Source organism: Luteibacter sp. 329MFSha, from assembly GCF_900111665.1.
In the GTDB taxonomy this organism is placed as follows: Bacteria; Pseudomonadota; Gammaproteobacteria; order Xanthomonadales; family Rhodanobacteraceae; genus Luteibacter.
In genome coordinates, this window is record NZ_FOJE01000001.1 from 2,433,088 (window position 1) to 2,453,942 (window position 20,855).

Genomic DNA, 20,855 nt, shown 5'->3' on the forward strand with positions numbered 1-20,855 from the left:
TCTGATCGTCGTCTCCAACGTGCGCGTACATTCGGCTCCTGTGAGCGTTTCGCAGTCTTCCTCCGCTTGCGCTGATCGCCCCACCCTAATCGAGCAGCTGAACGTTCATTCCCGCCTCATAGTCCCAGCCGACGATAGACAAGCCGTATTCGCCTGGATGATCAAAATCTCTCGTGTCGCCATAGAGCGTCACGCCGAGCGATACACCCGATTTCTTGTATTTCATGAGCAGGTAGCCATCTGACGTCATCCTGAAGAGCTCAGGCGTAATCGTGCATAGGCGACAACTGATATCGCCGGGATCTTTGCTACACAATTCGTCATAGAGGGCGCCCTTGACCGCGTCGTGGCAATCCGGATTTTTTTCCGCCTCCCATCCGTCAGCCAGAAGCTTCTTCCTGAATTCTGGGAAGATATGAATCTCCTTGTACTCCGGGCCGAGCTCTGCAGACGAATTGACGACCTTGTCCCCGACTGGGGCGGCGTAGGCCTCAAAACCGATGCCGACTGCGGACACCAAGAACGCCGTCACCATCAACTGTCTCAGTTCCATCGTTTGCCTCCTCTTTATCGCGATGAACCGATTCCTTGTAAGCCTCGCTGCTAGGTCGAGACACCTAACGGAACCGTCTAGATACAATCCTTGCTCGCACGGAAGCGGGCACGCCGCTCTCGATTCAATGAGCGACGCGCTTAGCAATTCCGAATGACACTAAAACGCATATCTCGGTTGCGGTACATAGGACTATTCTGAAAATTTCCACCAACTGCTCTGCTCCCGCTCGCACGTCATCGGCGGACGCACCTGCGCCGTGCCTTCCCCGATCTTCACGAGCGGAGAAATCGCGTCAGATGACTACAGATCGACCGTTGTCGAGAATGCTTCTATCTCATCGGAATCCATGCTCCGGTATCGTCCGGATACACGAATGGAATTGCCTTCCACCTGGAAGACATCCTCGCTTCGATTCAACCAGCGCGAAGCTCCTCGTCCTACGCCGTCTATCTCGACCTCGCGAGCCCTGACCAGCCGCCCGCTCCGGGCATCGAGCTTGACGACGGACACGATCGTCTGGTTTGTCGCTTGATGCGAATCCGTGTCCACCTGCAGGAGGACATAGACGTAGTCGCCATGGGCAAGGCAGTGGGTGGCCCGACCTTGATAGAACTCAGCCGGGTACGGCAAGCGACGCATCCAATCGACGCGGTCAGTGCTTGCAGTCGTGACGTAGACGTAGGGGCTTTGGTAGAGCCCGTCCTCGTCCGCCAGTGCACCGACGACACAAGCCCGCTTGCCGAACGTCGTCGACCGATACTTCGTGAGATGCTTGAGGATGGACGGGACATCGCGAGTTTCGATGGCACGCCCCCGTTCGATATCGCGCTCGGAGGGGTGCGAGTTCGGCACATCCGGACTCGCACTTACCGTGGTAATTGCCATGCCGGTCACTAGCATCAATGTAGGCGCTATTTTTGCACTTAGTCTCATTGTTTCAGCGCCCCACATTCTTCGTTGCGCCTGGTCGCCTAGTCGTATAGCGCGCTTCGCACATCGCCCTTCGAACGTTCCGCAGCATCGCAATGTGCTTAGTCGATTACTCGTTCCGACTTCGACATGACGTGCTCAATAGCGTCCGGGTCGAAGTCCTCCATGCGGATTAGTCCGAAATCCTTTGGATAGGAGATCGCTTGTTTTCTATGTGTAACCCCACCTCTTGGTCCATGTGACGAGAAAACCGCTGTCGCGGCCGACAGATGCCACGCTCCCGCTGCGCATCGGAACGAGTAGCTGGACATACCCTCAAAAGCCGTGTCTCCAAGATTTCTGAACGTTACTTCGTCCTCTCGCAGGTCCAGGCTGTCGTCCAGAACACGAGTTCCGACATCCGGGCTGAGGAGGTTTCCTCGACACGCGATCGCACGGCTCGAACGACCGGTTACCCGTACCGTTCCGCCTTCGTTCCGCAGAATAATCAGGTCACACGTGTAATCCGCATCCCATGGATCGATATCCGCAGGTTGATTCGGGCGCAGAGTGCGGACGGCCATGGCCATGGTCTTCGCATCGCCTTCCGCCTCGACCTCCGCGTAGGCAATCACGACACCTCCCTGCGGGACGAACGGAACTGCCTCATCGGGAACCGTTCTACTTGGCGGTGTCGCCGTCTCAGCCCTTACACTCACTTGCGTGGCGTACACCGCGATCACGGCGAGCGCGACGGTGGCCTTACGTACGGCGATCACCGAGCCACCCCAGATCGAGCAGCGGTCGCCTGCAAGCTAGCGGAACGTTCGAGCGTCGTCGCTCGATACGCGGTTTGGAACATGTGGCACGAGGCGATGACGGCTCGCGACGTCACGCCGCCGAATTCGTTGGAGTTGCAGTAGGAGTCCCTGGCTTTGATCCATAGCCGCTCCTCGGCACGAAGTTTTTCCTTTTCGTTCTCAGCGAGGCTCGCCATCCGCCTCTTGTAGCTGGCATTCAACCGTTCGTCCTGGAACAGGTACTCCACATTCGAACACTCGATGATCGCGAAGAAGTCGGCTTCCGCCCTATCCATGCACCGCGCGTACGAGGTGCGGATGCCGGCGGCTCGTTCGGATGCCTCAGGCTTTATGTTGAGCAGACCACGGTAATCGACTTTCCTTACTTGGGATGATTGCAGCGCATCGCGTAAGCCAGCCTGCGAGAAGTCCTCCATGTACGTGAGCCGGATATCCTGTTCCGATATGGACTGCGTCACCTCCATGTTGAACCCGTCCTCGTTGGCCGAATCCCAGGACGCTTCACTGGCGGAGACACGCCAGCGACCACCTTCGAAGCGGAAGGAGTAGGTGAACCACCCCGCCCGGACGGTGTTGCAGTAGTTCTTGAACCTGAGTTCGTTCCCGACAAGCGAGAGGTTGTCGTCGAGTTCCCGAAATCCTGCCTGAAGGTTCGTCCGATTCCCCGAGCATTGGACCGCCTCGGTGGTTCGACCCGTCACACGAATGCCGTTTCTGTCCTCGCGCAGCGCCACGAGCTCGCACGCGTATTCGACGGGCCCCTCAGTCGGCGCCGGAGCGGCTCCCGGAGGCGCATGCCGCGTGACGAACACGAGGTTGTTGACCCCTGCCTCGTCCGCGGGCGCCTCCTTGAACGCCAGAACGGTCCTTCCCTTCTCGACGAAGGGAAGGACCTTGGCAGGCAAATCCGGCACGACCGCATCGCTCGCGCGTGCGGCGCAGGGCGCCACGAGAAGGGCTGCCAGGCTCAACGCCCACAGCCTCATACCCGCAGAACGGCCGACTGGCCGGCGCCAGCGACCACGAACCTCGTCCACGTACATAGTCCCTCCTTGGGAAGCCCGCGCCTTGTTGCGCGGCGCCGCGAAAAGTAGCGGCACGTTACGCCAACCTTCGGGTGCGATATATGGAAGTTTTCGGAAAATTGCCGCGAGACGATGCCGCGCGCAACGGCAAGGCGTCTTGAGCAGCGCAATGGACTACCACGAGCCATTCAATGCCGAAAATGCGTAGGCGTTTACGCCGTATCGCAGGGAAAATCGTTCAAGTATCGGCGGCTTACGCCGATAGCCAGAGATTAGCCGCGCGCCTGCATCCGCACCGCGGCGCAGGCCGTAGCCAAGGCGGAACACAGGGGAACAGCCAGGGTGGCAAAGCAGATTCCGGCACGATCGAGTTGCGTCAGTCGAATGACCGCGGGCGAGAAGCGCGTTTCCGAGCGCCTCGAACAGAAGCTCGATGACGACTACCTTCTCTGGTACGACGTGCCCATCGGGTCGAAGTATCGGAAGCCGGACTTCGTCATATTCCATCCTCGACGCGGCATCCTGGCGCTGGAGGTCAAAGACTGGAAGCTTGAGACCATTCGGTCTACGAGCCCCCAGACGTTCACCTTACTGACCGACAAAGGCCTCACTGAGGCCGCCAACCCCATCGACCAGGCGAGGCAGTACACCCTCGAAGTGGAGAAGCTGCTCGAGCAGGACCCCGCGCTCCGCCAGCCCGAAGGCTCTCGATACGCGGGCAAGCTCATCTGCCCCTGGGCGCACGGTGTCGTCCTGGCGAACATCTCCCGACGCCAGTTCGACGAGGCAAGGCTGTCTGCCGTTATGCCGTCGCATCTCGTGATCTGTCAGGACGAGTTCGTGCCGTCCGTCGATGCCGAGGCGTTCCAGAAGCGGCTATGGGACATGTTCCCCTGGCGATTCGGCCAAGCGCTCACACTTCCGCAGATCGATCGCGTCCGCTGGCACCTGTTCCCCGAGGTTCGCGTCGTTCCTGGAGAGGGCCAGTTCGGCCTATTCGACAACGCGCCCAAAGCGGTGATCGATATCCCGGACCTCATCAAGGTCATGGATATCCAGCAGGAACAGTTGGCCCGCTCGCTGGGCGATGGTCATCGCATCATCCATGGGGTCGCCGGGTCCGGAAAGACGATGATCCTCGGCTACCGCTGCGTGCACCTGGCCAAGGCGCTAACGCGACCGGTGCTCGTGCTCTGCTTCAACAAAACTCTCGCCGCTCGCCTCCAGCAGCTGATCCATGAGCGCGGCCTGGGCGGTAAGGTGCAGGTCTACAACTTCCACGCGTGGTGTTTTGCACAGATAAATGCCTACCATCTCGTGAAGCCGACCGGAACCGACATGTTCGACCGGTTCCCCGAGGTCCTCATGGAGGGCGTCGAGAAAGGACTTGTGCCACGCGGCCAGTACGGCGCCATCCTCATCGATGAAGGCCATGACTTCGCACCGGACTGGTACCGGCTCGTGACACAGATGGTCGACCCGGCGACAAACTCGCTGCTGGTGCTGTACGACGACACGCAGAACATCTACGGCAAGGCGGAGCGCCGCCGCTTCTCATGGAAGAGTGTCGGCATCGACGCGGTCGGTCACACGACGATCCTCAAGCTCAACTACCGGAACACGCTTGAGATCCTGTCGGTAGCGAAGGCGTTTATTGAAGCGCAGCCGACCGCCGATGTCGCCACCGACGACGGGCAACCAGTGATCGCGCCGGAAAGCGCGGGCCGTAGAGGCCCGATGCCGGAGCTCATCCGAACGCAGGGGCGTGACGACGAGACGAGTGTCATCGTCGCGCGCATTCGGGACGAGCGCGCACAAGGACGCTCCCTGGCCGACATGGCGATCATCGTCCGCAAGGACGCCGACGCGAAACACTTCCACGACGCATTGGTCAGAGCCAGGATCGACGCGCGAATCGCCGACCGACAAGGTAAGGCCACCCTGTTCCAGGGCGGACCGTCCGTAAAGATCGTCAGCATGCACAGCAGTAAAGGCCTGGAGTTTCCACTGGTGTTCATCCCAAGACTCGGACAGATGCCCACCACGGGCGAAGACCCAGTCGTGGAGGCACGCCTCCTCTATGTGGCTATCACCCGGGCGACCGAGCACGTCATGGCATTACATGACGCCGACTCGGAGCATGCCGAACTGCTTGGCCGGGCGATTGGCGAGTCGCTGGCGGCCGCCTGATGCCGTCCCGTACCTAGCCAGAACGCGGACCTAGTCGCCCTGCGCCCTCTCCCACGTCATCCGCGCATGCGCCTGCGCGGTGCACTGAGCCCCGATCTGCACGAGCGACGCGATCGCTTCAAGCGACAACGCCATGCGCCCGCATTCCACGGTGTCGGATTCGTGGATCAGATCGGCAAGGAATTCGGTAAGGGTGCGCGCATACCCCAGCCACTCCACGGCACCGTTCAACAGGTCGTGCGTGGTGGTCTCGGGGTCGAGCGGATAGACGGCACGGAGCGTCGAGGAACGACCGGGCAAAGACATAAGGAACCTCCCTGGAAAGAATCACCCGCTTCCTGACGCGGCACGCCCACACAGCGACGTGCCGCGGACCATAGGACTCGCGGTTTCACCGGCTGCCCGTGACCGGGCCCCGGACAGCTTGATTGACGACGTGGAGAGGCGTCAGCCCATGAAAGCGACACGCAAGAGGACGCGCCGGGTCACACGGCCGAGAATTACCTCAGAAAAGCGCTGACGCCCGGTCGATCAACCGCGTCTGCGACGGATGCAGACAGCCCGGTAACCGGATGGGGTGTCGCCGGGGGGATTCGGCGGGCGAGCGTGTGCCGTATGATCGTGGGTAGCCACTATCGACTCCAATACAGTTGGTTGTGGTTAGCGGGTCAGGGGCGCTGCAACGCTCCTGGCTCGCGCTTCCTGCGTTAAGAGCTGAGTTCACTCTCACGCAGGGTCCAGACCCTATCAAAAACACAGCCTAGTGTATGTAGGGTCCTCGAACCTCGAGCCCGGATAACCGTCGCTGCGGCGTTTCCAGCGCAGAGTTTGTCGCTTGATTCTTCCCGTCCTCTTGAGATACTTCTCATAGAAGGGGAATCCAATGAATCAAGTACGCGAACAACACGCCAGCGGCGACGCAGTTGTGCCCAGAAGCGCCGATTCCGTTTTTGCGAATCATGTGTCGACCGGCATTCAACGCGTACTCAATGAGTATCTGCAGGCAACGCAGCAGCCATTTGCGAAACATCCAATGGCAGCGTTCATTAGAGCAGAGCTCCCCGCACTCGTCCAAGGTCTGTTGCGGACCGAGAGCCGTCATCTGATTGTTGAAGGTAGTCCAGGCAAAGGCAATTGGGCTCGCGGTCCTTGGATCGCCTTGTTCGATCCTTTCGTTACGACATCAGCCCAAAAGGGATACTACGGCTGCCTGCTCTTCCGCGAAGACATGCGAGGCGCTTACCTGTGCCTGACTCAGGCGATGACGGAAGCAAAGGCGCTATACCGTGCCGACGCCAAGACCGCCCTAAAGGCAAGAGCCCAGAACTTTCGAGCAATGATCGGCGGACGCCCCAACAACTTTGACCTGGACAATATTGATCTTGCACCGTCCTCCCCTCAGAACGACACGTCGTTCTATGAAGCCGGTAACGTTCTCGCAAAGTTCTACCCAAGCGGCGAAGTGCCTGCTGATTCGGTGATCAGGACGGATCTTGAGCAACTCAGCCTTCTGTACAACCAACTTCTCTCGACTGAATCGGCGACAGCGTCATCTTTGGAAATTGAGCCCGAACCGAGCTCACGCAAACAGTACGAGGATGCCTCGCGTCGGCGGCTGCATGAGCGCATTGAGAGGAACCCTCGCCTTGTCAAGGACGTCAAGCGAATTCGGGGAACTACATGCGAAGCATGCGGCACCAGCTTCGGCGAAAAATATGGCGAACTCGGTGATGGCTATATTGAAGCGCACCACCTCAAGCCGATTTCGACCCTCGAACGTGGTCGAGTCGAGCTAGACCCAAAGAAAGATTTCGCGGTCTTGTGCTCGAATTGCCATCGTATGATCCATCGCTCAGATTTCGTGCACGATGTTGGTCTCTTTAGAGAAAGACATCTCAAACTTCGCTCGTAGGCGTAGTTGCGTCGTTTCGTAACGGCTAGACCCTACTCCAAGACGCGTCATATGCCAGGCGCGAGTAGGCCGTCATGGCTTTGCAACAGAACTCCTACCGTTATCGCTACGGGATACCTTTGGCAGCCGACGAGGAAGGGCTAGGTAACTACGAGGTCACTTTTCTAACCTGCTTCCGACCTTTCTTTGCTCGGCCACTCGCCAACCGAGAGATCGCTGCCTTCACCTTCCGCAGCTCCGCGTGTATCGGATCCCCTGGCGATGAAGAACCACTGCTCGTCGAAATAATGGAGTAAAGCGCGCGCTTGACGTCGCGATCACCGAATGACCGAGCGACACCTGGACCCGACTTCAAATACAGAAGGAGCCAGCCAAGCGCAGGCGCGCTTGGCGCGCCAAGAATTGCTCGGGCGACTTCGAGCAGCTCCGCTTGTGACGTCGGTCGCAGCAGATAGGTGTCAAGCAGCGGAGCGACTAGTGTCCAATACTCAGTACTGGCTGGGACCGTTGTCGACGTTAGACGGGCAGCCTCCGACTTAGCCAGCTCATGCCGCTGGGCCGGCTTCAGTACCTTCAAAAACTGAGCCACACGGCTTACATCCCATGGAAGATTGCCTTCTGCAGCCCTCCCGATGAGCGCGATTGCTGTGATTGCCACATTTGGAAGAACTATCTGGACGCCCGACTCGACCAATTGACACGCTAGCAACGCATCCCAAGTAAACACCTTCGAAGCTTCTTCCCAAGCTCGAGCCGGTAGGGCCACTAGGGCCTGAGCTGCTTCGCCAGCCAGGCGGGCCCGGTCACCAATGCCTTTGGTGAAACAGCGTGAAATCCATCGCCGCCCTATTTGCGTTTGGACACTCAGACACAGATACCCTTCCATGCTTTCGTCCTCCATGCGGAGACGTAGCGTTTGGTCGACAAGTTCCCATCCCTTGTCACCGAAGGCTTGCCGCAGTGCCTCCACCCGCTCCATCAAGCCGGAATCAGGCATGGCGAGGAGATCCTTGTTCAGCTCGCTGCGATCAGCGATTACGGCTGCCACAATCGGACCAAGGTACTTATCTCGCTCGACGGCTTTCAATAGAATACCTACCAGGCGACGTTCGAGCACGAGCTTTCGTAGCCCATTGACTAACTGAGGCTTGGGCTTCGAAGCTATTTGCCGGAACTCGGGAGGCACCTCGCCTAGCTCTTCGTCACCATCATCCATTGCTGCGAAGGAGATCCCTGCGAGAAGGAGCATCGCAGCGCCGGCATCATCGTCTCCCTCATGCTGACGTACAGCGGCATTGTAGAGTGAAATCCTAAGATCCGGAATCGCGGAGTGCGCGGGGCGCAATGCCTTAGAGAGAGTCAAAGTCCCTATTGCAACAGCGAGAGTCGAAGAAAGGGCATCTTCTGCCGTTAACTGCACCTTGATTGCTTCGAATACCTTCGATTCTTGCCGCTCATGCCTCCCGTCCACAAGCCAATCAAACACGACGAGATCGTCGACGGACACTAAGCCTTTGGTAATACGAGTCTCGAGAAAATCTGCTACAGCAGTGCCACCTCCGACCGGAGCAAGCAGTTTTGGTGGCAAGCTCTCATCGAGAGCCGCCAAAAGCTGCCTAAACCCCACAGGAGCGAACGGCACTACCCATGCCAATCCGAGATCAGTAATTGCGTCTCGGAGCGCAACATTCGCCAGCAGCGAATTCACACTCTTAATGTACAAGCCCAATTCTTGCGACGTCGCCTCTTGCGCTTCGGCATTCGATGGTGACTTACACAATGCTGAGGCGAGCGATTTTGTAACGAGAGGTTCGCGAATCACCGGCGCTTCGCCCTCCTCCTGATGCATCAACCTGAGCGACAGATCGACGAACGATGCTTCCGCAACCGGAACAATGCGGAATTCTTGTAGCGCCCACGCAACCGTCCCATGCACTGCCTGTAGCACGTCTCTCAAGAACGAGCCAGCTTTTGGACTGTCTCCAAGCGATGAGGATTCGACCGCCCGCGCAATCGCCAAGGACGCCTTAACTACCAGCATCGGGCTATCGAACACCCAACGATCGGCTGCACCCGCATATGCGCGAATCAATATCGGGGCGAAGCTAGAATGCTCTTGAAAGCGGGCTGAAATACCTGTCGTATCGGCTCGCTCCAGTAGGTCGTGCGCGACAGGTGATTGCAGGAGTTCGAGTGCTCCCGCTGCGTCGCCAGTATTGAAGTAGATGCAAGCGAACGCCTCTTTAAGGTCAGTCGCTATCATTCGACGTGCTGTTGCCGAGGGCGCATCTCCCCGCTCCAACCGAGGCAACGCGTCGGTTGAACACTCCAACGTGAAGGCGGCACCTACCGCTAAGGAGTAACGGCCTCTCCACTGCGCAGAAAAGATCGCGAGTTGGTTCACGAAGAGGACTATGTCGCGCGGCGTCGGCATCTGTCTGCTCTGACGAAGCGAAACGTAGAGTGCGAGAATCTGCTGACGATCAGATTCGCTCGCCGCAGGTATACCATCTCTTAGAAGCCGATCCATGAACGGCTGCCAGTTCTTCAAAATGGGCGGCGGCAGACGAAATCTGGCTTGAAACACTTTCTCAAGAAATAGTGGCGAAATTGCGGTCGCGCCGTTGTTTCTACTCGAATTTTCGGCCTCCCCGGCAGCTGGCGCAGTCGGCGCGACGGGCACCACAATCCAAAGCCGCTCATTTCCGGGGACATGCGCAGTGGCCGAAAGCTCCGTGAATGACTGAAGGAGAACCCATGCTTTTTGTACTTCCTCGACACTAAGCCGGTCGAGATTGTCGATGACGACCACCAGCCTACGAGTGGGTGCTTGAGCCAAAGCATCCTTAAGCGCCTCGATAAACAGAGATTGAAACTCAATGGACGTCGGGTCACCGGAGTCGGTGACGACCATTGCTTCTACATCCGTCTGCTTATTCAAGACTGCTGCAAAATAGTCGCGCTTTGCAGCACCCGAGATCAAACATGAAACATAGTGAATTACACAGATCAACGGCGGCATTAAACAGAGCGCGACTCCGAGCCATCCCGCCAAAACGGACCATTTATCGATATAGAATGATTTCGCCTGCAGAACTGCGTCCACGCCCTTACCGAGCAGAGTGACACCGGGTACCAGACCAAGGAGACTAAGCGCCAACAGTCTTCCGAATCTGGTGAAAACAGGCGTCACCGATCGCGTAGTTCTTCGCTGCTTTCCTGAAACAAGAGCTAACTCGTCTTCCCATTTCTTGTTCGTGGGAAGCCAGTTTCTCCGCTGGAGATCCTCAATCAGCGAAGCCATAAAGGCACGGCGGAGAGGATCACCTGAGTGCACCCATGCGTCGTAAATGAAGACAGCAATGTCAGACGAGCGACACTTCGAGGCCAACAGCTTGATTACTGTTGATTTACCAGCGCCCCATGACCCTTCGAGAGCGATCGCTTTACCGCCCTCACTATTCGTTATGAGTTGAAAGATGCTGGCGGCTACTCGTTCGTGAGCGCCAAATGCGTCGGCATCGGCCGGCGAGTCCGACTGCAGCCTCTCGGCCGTGTCCCCCGAACCTCGCATCAGAACTCCTTTCAATCAGCGCCTAGGATATTTAGAACGAACGAAGGCAATCGTCCTCTCGTCACCTCACCCGCACTTCGAATACCCACAATTCAAACAAGTCTGGCACCCATCCATCAGCACGAGCGCCTGCGTGTTGCACTTGGCGCAGAGGGTGGCGCCGGGCGGGAAGCCTGAGGCGTTGGTGTGGGGTTCTGGGGAGGCGGCGGCTTGGGCGGTGTCGCTAGGGGCGATCGCGGCCAGGTCCGCTCCTACAGCGGCGGGGGCGGGGGTGGGCTTGGCCGTGGCTTTTTCGTAGGCGGCGCGCTTTTCCGCGATGAGCTGGCGGGTGGCCTCGCTCATTTCGGGGTCGTGGATGAGGCCGATCGACTTCATGTGCTGTTCGATCACGCCGCCGATCTCGGCGACGATGCTGGGCATGTAGATGCCGCCGGCCTTGAAGTAGCCACCGCGGGGGTCGAACACCGCCTTGAGTTCTTCGACGATGAAGGTCACGTCGCCACCCTTGCGGAAGACGGCGGACAGGATTCGGGTGAGCGCCACGATCCACTGGAAGTGGTCCATGTTCTTCGAGTTGATGAAGAGCTCGAAGGGACGGCGCTGTTCGTGCGGGGTACCGGCGTTCAGGACGATGTCGTTGATGGTCACGTACAGCGCGTGCTCGAAGAGCGGCGACTTGATCTTGTACGTGTTGCCGACGAGGGTTTCCGGACGCTCGAGGCTCTCGTGCATCTGGATCACTTCGGCCACGGGCGCGGCTTCCTTCACCGGCACGGGCGCGGGGGCCGGGGCCGGGGCGGCCTTGTCCTCGGGCTTAACGACGTTGTAGCCCTTGATCTTCTTTTCGATCTTGATCGCCATGGTCTTCTCTCTTGGGTATCCGGCCCGGCGCGTACGCCGGGCCGGATGGGTGCTACTTACTTACGGCGGCCACGGACCGCGCTCTTGCGCGCCGACGTGCGACCGGTCTTGCTGGCAGTGGACCTCTTCGTCGCCTTGGCGACTTTCTTACCAACCGCCTTGCGGGCGGTCGTCTTGCCGGCGGCCTTGCGGACCGTCTTCTTTACCGGGGCGCGGCCAGCGCTCTTGCGAGCGACCTTGCCGGTGGCCTTCTTGGCGGCGCGAGCCGGGCTCTTGCGAGCGGCCGTCTTCGTCGCACCCTTGCGGGCGACCTTCTTCGTGGCGACCTTGCGGCCGGCCGACTTCTTGACGGCCTTCTTGGCTGCCGTCTTCTTCGCCGGGGCCTTCTTCGCGGCGGCCTTCTTCACCGCCTTCTTGGCGGCGACCTTCTTGGCAGCGACCTTCTTGGCGGCAGCCTTCTTCGGTGCCGCCTTCTTGGCAGCGGCCTTCTTCGGTGCAGCCTTCTTGGCGGCGGCCTTCTTGGTCGCCTTCTTCGCGGCGGCCTTCTTGGCCGGGGCCTTCTTCGCGGCAGCCTTCTTCACCGCCTTCTTCGCAGCGGCCTTCTTCGCCGGTGCGCGCTTGGCGGCCTTCTTCGCTGCCGGGGCTTCGGCGACGGCCGTCGTCTCGGTGGACTCGGCGGAACCGGCGCTCTTGGCGGCGGCCTTCTTCACCGGGGCCTTGCGAGCCTTCGGGGTCTTCACCACCGGCTCGAAGATGTCTTCGGCGGCGCGGGTGTCGTCACCCGACGTGTCGCTGACGGGCGCCGGCGACGCGGCGTCGATCACCTTGCGGGCGACCGGCTTGCGCTTGACGACCTTCTTGGCGACGACCGGTGCCGGGGTTTCTTCAGCGGCGACTTCCGTCTCCGCTACCGGCGTGGTGTCGGTCTCGTTGGTGTCGACGTCGGGCAGCTCACCCTCGACGACCTGGTTTTCACTCGACATACGTATTCCCTCTCCGCGGGGTCAGAACTTGCCGTAATAGCCTTCCTTCAAGGCATCGAAGAGGTTCGCGGCGGTGTGCATTTCACCGTCGTACTCGACCTCGTCGTTACCCTTCAGTTCGACAACGCTACCGTCTTCCAATTCGAAGCGATAGAGGGTGTTCTCGAGATCCGTTTCCTTCACCAGCACGCCCTGGAACGCGGCGGGGTTGAAGCGGAACGTCGTGCAACCCTTCAGGCCCTGCTTGTACGCGTAGAAGTAGATGTCCTTGAAGTCTTCGTACGGGTAGTCGGTGGGTACGTTGGCGGTCTTGGAGATGGAGGAGTCGATCCACTTCTGCGAGGCAGCCTGGATGTCGACATGCTCCTTGGGGCTGATGTCGTCGGCGGCCACGAAGTACTCCGGCAGGCGGGTCTTCGGGTCGTCGGAGAACGGCATGGCGTCGCCGTTGATGAGGGCGCGGTAGGCCAGCAGCTCGTAGCTGTAGACCTCGACCTTTTCCTTCGACTTCTTGCCTTCGCGGATCACGTTTCGCGAGTAGTGGTGCGCGAAGCTGGGCTCGATGCCGTTGGAGGCGTTGTTGGCGAGGCTCAGGCTGATGGTACCGGTGGGCGCGATCGACGAGTGGTGCGTGAAGCGCGCGCCGGTCTCGGCGAGGGCGTCGACCAGGTGCGGAGCGACCTCGGCCACGCGCTGCATATAGCGCGAGTACTTGGCGTGCAGCACGCTGCCCTTGATGCTCTGGCCGACCTTCCAGCCGTCCTTCACCATCTCGGGGCGCTTGCGCAGCATGTCGCCGGTCACTTCGTACTCGCGGGCGAGCACGGGCGCCGGGCCCTTCTCCTTGGCGAGATCCAGCGCCACTTCCCAGCCGGCCACGGCCATCTCGCGGGAGACGTCTTCCGTGAAGGTCACGGCGTCGGCGGAGCCATAGCGCATCTTGAGCATGGTGAGGGTGGAACCCAGGCCGAGGAAGCCCATGCCGTGGCGGCGCTTGGACATGATCTCTTCGCGCTGCTGCGGCAGCGGCAGGCCGTTGATCTCCACCACGTTGTCGAGCATGCGGGTGAAGACGCGCACCACTTCGCGGTACTCGTCCCAGTCGAAACGGGCCTTCGGGCCGAACGGATCCCGCACGAAGGTGGTGAGGTTCACCGAGCCCAGCAGGCACGAGCCGTACGGCGGCAGCGGCTGCTCGCCGCAGGGGTTGGTGGCGCGGATGTGCTCGCACCACCAGTTGTTGTTCATCTCGTTGACGCGGTCGATGAGGATGAAGCCCGGCTCGGCGTAGTCGTACGTCGAGACCATGATCATGTCCCACAGGTGGCGGGCGCGGATGTGGCCGTAGATCTTGCAGGCCACCAGGCCGTCGTCACGGGTGACGTAGTTTTCCTTGGTGGGCCACTCGCGCCAGACGACCTTGGATGCGTCGTTCAGGTCGATCTCGCCCTGCTCCTTCACGTGCACCGGGAAGACGGTCGGCCAGTCCTGGTCGTTCTCCACGGCGTCCATGAAGCCGTCGGTGATCAGCAGCGAGAGGTTGAACTGGCGCAGGCGGCCATCTTCGCGCTTGGCGCGGATGAATTCCTTGGCGTCCGGGTGGCTCACGTCGAACGTGCCCATCTGCGCGCCGCGGCGGCCGCCGGCGGACGAGACGGTGAAGCACATCTTGTCGTAGATATCCATGAACGACAGCGGGCCCGAGGTGTGGGCGCCGGCGCCGGACACGTACGCGCCGCGCGGGCGCAGCGTCGAGAATTCGTAGCCAATGCCGCAGCCGGCCTTCAGCGTGAGGCCCGCCTCGTGCACCTTCTCGAGGATGTCGTCCATCGAGTCGTGGATGGTGCCCGACACGGTGCAGTTGATCGTGGAGGTGGCGGGCTTGTGCTCCAGCGCGCCGGCGTTGGAGGTGATGCGGCCGGCGGGAATCGCACCGCGGCGCAGCGCCCAGAGGAAGCGTTCGTTCCAGTGGTCGCGCAGCTCGGCGGTGGCTTCGACATCGGAAAGGGCGCGGGCGACGCGCTGGTACGTGCCGTCCACGGAAGCGTCGACGGGGTCGCCGGACTTCGCCTTCAGGCGGTACTTCTTGTCCCAGATGTCGTACGAGGCGGGCTGAAGCGGAATGGCGGCAGTCTCAAGCCCGATGGCTTGCGCACGTGCAGTGCTCATGTGTGTGTCGTCCTCGGTCTCGACCTTTGACAGGCCTTTTATTGGTTTGCGTCGGCGCAACCCGTCGACGGCCTCCCCCACGGATCCCGTCGACCATCCCTGATCATCCATCGCGGTGTCCGGAAAAGCCTTCACCGGCGATGGTTTGAAGCTTGTACCTGAGTATCCGCAGCACCAGCACTTGGTAAGTGGCGAACGAAGGAACACAAGATGTTGTGGTTGCGGCCGGTGTGTACCTTAAGCCCGGAGGGGGTCGATGTAAAGTGTCCGGGACGTACGTCTCAGGGGTTGAAACTGGTGGGCGGTGTCGTGGTCGAATGCGTCCCGGACACACCACTCAAGGAGCTTTCCCATGCCCGCCAGCACTTACCGGCGAACCACTGGCCTTGCCCTGTCTTTCGCCCTCGCGCTCGCCGCCGCGACGCCCGCGTTCGCGTCGCTGCCGGCGGCCGTCGACGGCCAGCCCGTGCCCTCGCTGGCACCGATGCTGGCGAAGGTGACCCCGGCCGTGGTGAACATCTCGACGAAGACGCGCGTGCGGGCACGCGATCCCTATTTCGACGATCCGTTGTTCGGCCAGTTGTTCGGAAACCAGGGCGTGCCGCGCGAGCGCGTGCAGCAGAGCCTGGGTTCGGGCGTGGTCGTCGACGCGGCCAAGGGCTACGTGCTGACCAACCACCATGTCGTGGGGGGCGCGGACGATATCACGGTCACGCTGCAGGATGGGCGCGATCTGAAGGCGAAGCTGATCGGCAGCGATCCGGATACCGACGTCGCCCTGCTGCAGGTGCCGGCGGAGCGCCTGCAGGCGCTGCCCATCGCGGATTCGTCGCAGCTGCGCGTGGGCGATTTCGTGGTGGCGGTGGGCGATCCGTTCGGGCTCGGACAGACGGCCACCTCGGGCATGGTCTCGGCGCTGGGCCGCTCGGGCCTGGGCAAGGGCTTCCAGAACTTCATCCAGACGGATGCGTCGATCAATCCCGGTAACTCCGGCGGCGCGCTGGTGAACCTGCGCGGCGAGCTGGTGGGCATCAACTCGATGATCTTCACGCCCTCGGGCGGGAACGTCGGCATCGGGTTCGCCATTCCCACCGATCTCGCGACCGGCGTGATGAAGCAGCTGCTGGCGTACGGGAGGGTCCGGCGCGGCAACCTGGGCGTGGAGGTGCAGGACATCACGCCGCGCATCGCGGCGGCGCTCGGGCTGAAGGGCGTCGCGGGCGCGGTGGTGACGCGCGTGAACGACGGCTCACCCGCCGATGGCGCGGGCTTGCAGACGGGCGACGTGCTGACGGCCGTCGACGGGAAGCCGGTGCGCGGGGCGCAGGACGTGCGCAATGCGGAAGGCTTGCTGCCGCTGGGGGCGAAGGTACGGCTGTCGGTGAAACGCGATGGCGCCACGCGGGAGGTGGAAGCGACGGTGGCCGCGGCGAAGATCGCGACGCTGGATGGCGCGAAGGTGGATCCGCGGCTGGCGGGCGTCACGCTGAGCGACCTCACCGCGGAGCAGAAGGCGCAGGGGCTGTACGGCGTGGCGCTGAGCGGCATCAAGCGCGGTTCGCGTGCCGACGCCGCGGGGCTGGAGGATGGCGACATCGTGGTGGCCGTGTCGCAGCAGCGGGTGATGGGGGTGAAGAGCTTCCCCACCACGGGCAAGCTGGGCGGGCGGCAGCTGTTGCTGACCGTGGTGCGGGATGGCGGGGTGTATTACGCGGTGTTGTGACGTTCGATCGCCGATGCGATCGGCTCCCACCCCTTCGGTAGGTGGGTGCTTCTCGAGCGTGCCCGCTGCGCGGGATCGGCTCCTGCCCCTTCGATAGGTGGGTCTGGCTACCGGAGGGTGGGAGCCGATCGTATCGGCGATAGGCGCTTCGAGGTTCCATGAACACCCCGACAGCCTACGTTCCGTTTCGCCTCGGCAGGATGTTGAATGACGTCAATGGCGCGCGGGGCCTCGATGGCCCACAATTGCGGCCTTGCTTGCCTGTCCCAGCCCCATCCGAGGTTCTTGCCGTCCATGTCTCTTCGTCTCGCGCGACTGTTCACCGCCACGCTGATCGGCCTTAGCGCCTCCGCCACCGTTCTTGCCGCGGGACCGCAACTGGTCTGGCGCGGCGACATCACCACCGCGCGCGGCGTGGTCACCGACGTCGCCAAGGCCTACGAGAAGGCCGGCAAGGGCAAGCTCGAACTGCAGCCGTTCAACACGGCCTCGGGCATCGACGCCGTCGCCAAGGGCACGGCGGACCTCGCCGGCTCGGCCCGCCCGGGCATCGGCGGCGCGGAGCAGTCGCTGACCTTCACGCCGGTGGCGTGGGACGCCCTGGTCATGGTCACCTACCCGTCCAACCCGGTCAGCAACATCACGCTCAAGCAGCTCCATGAGATCTACATGGGGCACATCACCAACTGGAAGGAGCTCGGCGGCAACGATGCCCCGATCAACCTCTACGCGGTGGCCAGCCCGGCCGATGGCGTGGAATACAGCCTGCGCAAGCTGCTGTTCGGTCGCGGCAACCAGCCGGTGGCCGCGCCGCGCCTCTACGTGAACGTGGCGAAGCTCGAAGAGGGCGTCACGCTCGACAAGCAGGGCCTCGGCGCCACGACCCTCGCGGGCGTCGCCTCGAACAAGAAGGTGAAGATCCTCTCGATCGACGGCGTCGCGCCCTCGATGTCGACGGTCGGCAGCGGCACCTACCCGCTGTACACCGAGATCTACCTGGTCACCAACGAGACCGGCCCGAAGGCCGCGGAGGCGAAGGACTTCGTGTCGTTCGTCACCTCCAGCGCCGGTAGCGCGCTGCTGCGTGCGCACAGCCTCGTGCCTTACGCCGACGGCGCCGCGCTCGCCTCGAAGGACGCCGCCCGCCGTGCCGCCATCGCTTCCACCGTCGGCACGCGTGCCAACGTGGGTCAGGCGATGACCACCCCGAGCGCCGCTCCAGCCGCCGCACCGGCGCTCGCCGCCTCGGCCGTCGCGAAGGAAGCCGCGGTCGCCAAGGCGCAGGTCGCCGGCAAGGGCGCCAAGGCCGCGAAGGACACCAAGGCGTCGGTCGCCACCACGGCCGAGCCGTCGCAGTTCGCCCACGTCGTCGCCAGCGTCACCACCACGGCGCACATGGGCTTCTTCGGCGTGCGCTCGGAAGCGTTCACCGCCTCGGACAACGCGAAGGCCGGCGGCAAGTTCGCCAAGGTGCTCGCCGACGCCGTCACCGTGAAGGGCAAGCCGGTCGCCAAGCCGGTGGTCACCGCCCCGGCCGACGCCTCGGAGAAGTCGAACGCCGTCGCGACGCCGAAGGTGGCGGAAGCCAAGCCGGCCGCGAAGCCGGCCAAGGCCGCCGTCGCCAAGGCAGCGGAGAAGAAGCCGGCCGCCGCCTCGCGCACGTACAAGGTGGCCCAGGGCGACACGCTCTACTCCATCGCGAAGAAGAACGCGGTGGACGTGAACCAGCTGCGCGCCATGAACGGCCTGAAGGACAACAACGTCCGCCTCGGCCAGGTGCTGAAGGTCGGCGCGCGCTAAGCCGTGCCCGTCCGCGCCGTCTCGCTCGATCTCGACGACACCCTGTGGCCGGTGCTTCCGGCCCTGATCGAGGCCGAGTACTGCGTCGACCGCTGGCTCAAGGAACACCATCCGGATGTCGCGACCGCATGGCCCATCGAGGCCATGCGCGAGCTCCGGGAGAAAGTGGCGCGGGAACACACGCACCTCTCGCACGATTTCAGCGAACAGCGGCGGATCACCATCCGCGAGGCGTTCGCGGCCTGCGGCATCGACGACGCGCCCGTCGACGAGCTGTGGCGCATTTATTTCGCGGCTCGTAACAATGTCGAGCTGTATCCCGACACCCTGCCCGCCCTCGAGCGCATCGCGTCGCGCATGCCGCTGGTCAGCATTTCCAACGGCAATGCGGATCTTGAAATAATCGGGCTGCACCACCTCTTCCATACGCGCCTCAACGCCAGCGGCGTGGGCGTGGCCAAGCCGCATCCGCAGATCTTCCTGGCGGCCGCCGAGGCCCTCGGCATGGCGCCCGAAGACATCCTCCACGTTGGCGACGATCCGCTGCTCGACGTCGTCGGCGCGCGGGAAGCAGGCATGCGCACGGTGTGGCTCAACCGCACGGGCGAGCGCTGGTCGCATGGGCCGGCACCGGATCTCGAATTCGCCGACATGGCATCGCTTGCCGACTGGATTGACGCAGCGGCGGCGGACGGCCGCTAGAATAGCGTTTCACCGACGAAACATTTGACGCGGTTGGCAACCGCGAGGCACGGGAGGCCTGATGTCACCGCTCATCGAACGCAAATCCGGAAAACGCATCGCCATCGAGGCCGTCGACGCTTCGAGCATGGCAGCCGCCGAGGGCCGACTGGACGCGACACAGCGCCGTTGGCTGACCTCAACCGGATTCCGTCCGACACCCGGTTCGCTGGTGGTGGTGCCGGGCCCGAAGGGCGAGATCGCCCGCGTGATCGTCGGCGTCGATCGTCGTCATCCGCTGATGGCGCTGGGCGCCCTGCCGTATCGCTTGCCCGAAGGTGTGTACGATCTCGACGCCGAGAGCGTGATCGACGACGTCGAGCTCGCCGCGCTGGGCTGGGCGTTGGGCGCCTATCGCTTCGATCGTTACCGCACGTACGATCGCAAACCGGCGCAGCTGGCCGTCACGCCCGCGACGCTGCGCGCGGTCGCTCCGCTCATCGCCGCGACGGCGCAGGTGCGCGATCTGGTCAACACGCCCACCGAGGACATGGGGCCGGAAGATCTTGCCAAGGCCATCCGCGCGCACGCCGACACGCACGGCGCGAAGGTTCAGGAGTGGGTGGGCGACGAACTGCTCGAGGCGAACTTCCCCACGATCCATGCCGTGGGTCGCGCGAGCCATCGTGCGCCGCGGTTGATCGAGCTCACCTGGGGCAAGAACTCGAACCCGAAGCTCGTCATCGTCGGCAAGGGCGTGTGCTTCGATACCGGCGGCCTCGACATCAAGCCGGCCGATGGCATGCGCTGGATGAAGAAGGACATGGGCGGCGCCGCGCACGCGATCGCGCTCGCCGGCCTGGTGATGCAGGCGAAGCTGCCCGTGCGCCTGACGCTGCTGGTGCCCGCGGTGGAGAACGCGATCGCGGGCAACGCGATGCGTCCGGGCGAAGTGATTCGCACGCGCGCGGGCCATACGGTGGAGGTGGACAACACCGACGCCGAGGGCCGTCTGGTGCTGTGCGACGCGCTGGCTTACGCCGTGGAGCAGGTGCCCGACCTGATCGTGGATTTCGCCACGCTGACGGGCGCCGCGCGCGTGGCGCTCGGTCCCGAGCTGCCGGCGCTGTTCACCAATCGCGATTCGCTGGCCGACAGCGTGATCGACGCGGCCGAGTCCGTGCACGATCCGTTGTGGCGTCTGCCGTTGTGGCGCCCGTACCGGCGGATGCTGGAGTCGGGCATCGCGGACTTCGCGAACGCGGGACCGTCGAGGCACGCCGGTGCGATCACCGCGGCGCTGTATCTGGAGCGCTTCGTGCCGGACAGCCAGAACTGGATGCACCTGGACACGTATTCGTGGAATGACGGCGATCGGCCGGCGCATCCGCGCGGAGGCGAGGCGCAGGGATTGCGGGCGTTTTTCCGGTTCCTGTCGGAGCGGTATTCCTGATCTCGCGGAGCGGCGTCATCGGCGATAGGCCCGCTGCCGCGGGATCGCCGATGCGATCGGCTCCCACCCCTTTGGTAGGTGAGTTCTTCGCAAGGATGCCCGCTGCCGCGGGATCGCCGATGCGATCGGCTCCTACCTGTTGTTAGCTACCGGAGGGTGGGAGCCGATCGTATCGGCGATTCCTGCGAAGCGCGGTAT

At 62.4% G+C, this 20,855-nt stretch carries 15 protein-coding genes; 6 read left to right on the forward strand and 9 right to left on the reverse strand.

The window, feature by feature from the left end; translation table 11 throughout:
• Positions 1-85: 85 nt before the first annotated feature.
• The 4 genes from BMW54_RS10995 to BMW54_RS11005 all read right to left on the reverse strand — a co-directional run bounded on the left by BMW54_RS10995 (position 86) and on the right by BMW54_RS11005 (position 3,329).
• Positions 86-553 carry a hypothetical protein gene (locus BMW54_RS10995; protein ID WP_090055361.1) on the reverse strand — a complete coding sequence of 156 codons (468 nt, stop codon included), beginning with the start codon at positions 551-553 and terminating at the stop codon, positions 86-88.
• Positions 554-856: 303 nt separating this feature from the next.
• Positions 857-1,441, reverse strand: coding sequence for a hypothetical protein (locus BMW54_RS11000; RefSeq protein ID WP_139206087.1), 585 nt, complete (start codon positions 1,439-1,441; stop codon positions 857-859).
• A 146-nt stretch (positions 1,442-1,587) separates the two neighbouring features.
• On the reverse strand, positions 1,588-2,244 hold the full coding sequence (locus tag BMW54_RS18530) for a hypothetical protein (protein WP_139206088.1): 657 nt from the start codon (positions 2,242-2,244) through the stop codon (positions 1,588-1,590).
• Positions 2,241-3,329, reverse strand: coding sequence for a lysozyme inhibitor LprI family protein (locus BMW54_RS11005; RefSeq protein WP_090055368.1), 1,089 nt, complete (start codon positions 3,327-3,329; stop codon positions 2,241-2,243). Before BMW54_RS11005 ends, BMW54_RS18530 begins: the two co-directional genes overlap by 4 nt.
• Positions 3,330-3,653: 324 nt before the next feature.
• Between BMW54_RS11005 and BMW54_RS11010 the strand changes: the two genes are divergently transcribed.
• Positions 3,654-5,501: a 3'-5' exonuclease gene (locus BMW54_RS11010; protein WP_090055370.1), complete on the forward strand. Its 1,848-nt coding sequence runs from the start codon at positions 3,654-3,656 to the stop codon at positions 5,499-5,501.
• A 30-nt stretch (positions 5,502-5,531) separates the two neighbouring features.
• Here BMW54_RS11010 and BMW54_RS11015 read toward each other — a convergent pair whose 3' ends face one another.
• A complete protein-coding gene (locus tag BMW54_RS11015) occupies positions 5,532-5,807 on the reverse strand; it encodes a hypothetical protein (RefSeq protein WP_090055373.1) in 276 nt (91 codons plus the stop codon).
• Between the two features lie 577 nt (positions 5,808-6,384).
• Between BMW54_RS11015 and BMW54_RS11020 the strand changes: the two genes are divergently transcribed.
• Positions 6,385-7,413: an MrcB family domain-containing protein gene (locus tag BMW54_RS11020; RefSeq protein ID WP_090055375.1), complete on the forward strand. Its 1,029-nt coding sequence runs from the start codon at positions 6,385-6,387 to the stop codon at positions 7,411-7,413.
• Between the two features lie 148 nt (positions 7,414-7,561).
• On the opposite strand, the gene BMW54_RS11025 is transcribed toward BMW54_RS11020, so the two are convergent.
• The 4 genes from BMW54_RS11025 to BMW54_RS11040 form a co-directional block, all read right to left on the reverse strand.
• The gene (locus BMW54_RS11025) at positions 7,562-10,987 is read right to left on the reverse strand and encodes a P-loop NTPase fold protein (protein WP_090055377.1); all 3,426 of its coding nucleotides are present in this window, start codon (positions 10,985-10,987) and stop codon (positions 7,562-7,564) included.
• Positions 10,988-11,053: 66 nt separating this feature from the next.
• Entirely contained in the window at positions 11,054-11,848 is a 795-nt protein-coding gene (locus BMW54_RS11030) for a TSCPD domain-containing protein (RefSeq protein WP_090055380.1), read from the reverse strand.
• Positions 11,849-11,904: 56 nt separating this feature from the next.
• Positions 11,905-12,831 carry a histone gene (locus BMW54_RS19035; RefSeq protein WP_254779288.1) on the reverse strand — a complete coding sequence of 309 codons (927 nt, stop codon included), beginning with the start codon at positions 12,829-12,831 and terminating at the stop codon, positions 11,905-11,907.
• Positions 12,832-12,852: 21 nt separating this feature from the next.
• Positions 12,853-15,000 (reverse strand): adenosylcobalamin-dependent ribonucleoside-diphosphate reductase, encoded by a 2,148-nt coding sequence (locus tag BMW54_RS11040; RefSeq protein WP_090055382.1) that lies wholly within the window; start codon positions 14,998-15,000, stop codon positions 12,853-12,855.
• A 352-nt stretch (positions 15,001-15,352) separates the two neighbouring features.
• On the opposite strand from BMW54_RS11040, the gene BMW54_RS11045 reads away from it, so the two are divergent.
• The 4 genes from BMW54_RS11045 to BMW54_RS11060 all read left to right on the forward strand — a co-directional run bounded on the left by BMW54_RS11045 (position 15,353) and on the right by BMW54_RS11060 (position 20,657).
• Positions 15,353-16,723 carry a Do family serine endopeptidase gene (locus BMW54_RS11045; RefSeq protein WP_090055384.1) on the forward strand — a complete coding sequence of 457 codons (1,371 nt, stop codon included), beginning with the start codon at positions 15,353-15,355 and terminating at the stop codon, positions 16,721-16,723.
• A 294-nt stretch (positions 16,724-17,017) separates the two neighbouring features.
• Positions 17,018-18,523: a LysM peptidoglycan-binding domain-containing protein gene (locus tag BMW54_RS11050; protein ID WP_090055387.1), complete on the forward strand. Its 1,506-nt coding sequence runs from the start codon at positions 17,018-17,020 to the stop codon at positions 18,521-18,523.
• 3 nt (positions 18,524-18,526) lie between these two features.
• A complete protein-coding gene (locus BMW54_RS11055) occupies positions 18,527-19,225 on the forward strand; it encodes an HAD family hydrolase (protein WP_090055389.1) in 699 nt (232 codons plus the stop codon).
• A 61-nt stretch (positions 19,226-19,286) separates the two neighbouring features.
• Complete coding sequence (locus BMW54_RS11060) at positions 19,287-20,657, forward strand: leucyl aminopeptidase family protein (protein WP_090055392.1); 1,371 nt, start codon at positions 19,287-19,289, stop codon at positions 20,655-20,657.
• Positions 20,658-20,855: the final 198 nt, after the last annotated feature.

Excerpts from the sequence above, each read along its gene's own strand:
- BMW54_RS11040 (WP_090055382.1), bottom strand. The coding sequence starts at position 15,000 with ATGAGCACTGCACGTGCGCAAGCCATCGGGCTTGAGACTGCCGCCATT.
- BMW54_RS19035 (WP_254779288.1), bottom strand. The coding sequence starts at position 12,831 with ATGTCGAGTGAAAACCAGGTCGTCGAGGGTGAGCTGCCCGACGTCGAC.
- BMW54_RS11000 (WP_139206087.1), bottom strand. The coding sequence starts at position 1,441 with ATGGCAATTACCACGGTAAGTGCGAGTCCGGATGTGCCGAACTCGCAC.
- BMW54_RS11020 (WP_090055375.1), top strand. The coding sequence starts at position 6,385 with ATGAATCAAGTACGCGAACAACACGCCAGCGGCGACGCAGTTGTGCCC.
- BMW54_RS11060 (WP_090055392.1), top strand. The coding sequence starts at position 19,287 with ATGTCACCGCTCATCGAACGCAAATCCGGAAAACGCATCGCCATCGAG.
- BMW54_RS11005 (WP_090055368.1), bottom strand. The coding sequence starts at position 3,329 with ATGTACGTGGACGAGGTTCGTGGTCGCTGGCGCCGGCCAGTCGGCCGT.
- BMW54_RS11030 (WP_090055380.1), bottom strand. The coding sequence starts at position 11,848 with ATGGCGATCAAGATCGAAAAGAAGATCAAGGGCTACAACGTCGTTAAG.
- BMW54_RS10995 (WP_090055361.1), bottom strand. The coding sequence starts at position 553 with ATGGAACTGAGACAGTTGATGGTGACGGCGTTCTTGGTGTCCGCAGTC.
- BMW54_RS11050 (WP_090055387.1), top strand. The coding sequence starts at position 17,018 with ATGTCTCTTCGTCTCGCGCGACTGTTCACCGCCACGCTGATCGGCCTT.
- BMW54_RS11045 (WP_090055384.1), top strand. The coding sequence starts at position 15,353 with ATGCCCGCCAGCACTTACCGGCGAACCACTGGCCTTGCCCTGTCTTTC.
- BMW54_RS11015 (WP_090055373.1), bottom strand. The coding sequence starts at position 5,807 with ATGTCTTTGCCCGGTCGTTCCTCGACGCTCCGTGCCGTCTATCCGCTC.
- BMW54_RS11025 (WP_090055377.1), bottom strand. The coding sequence starts at position 10,987 with ATGCGAGGTTCGGGGGACACGGCCGAGAGGCTGCAGTCGGACTCGCCG.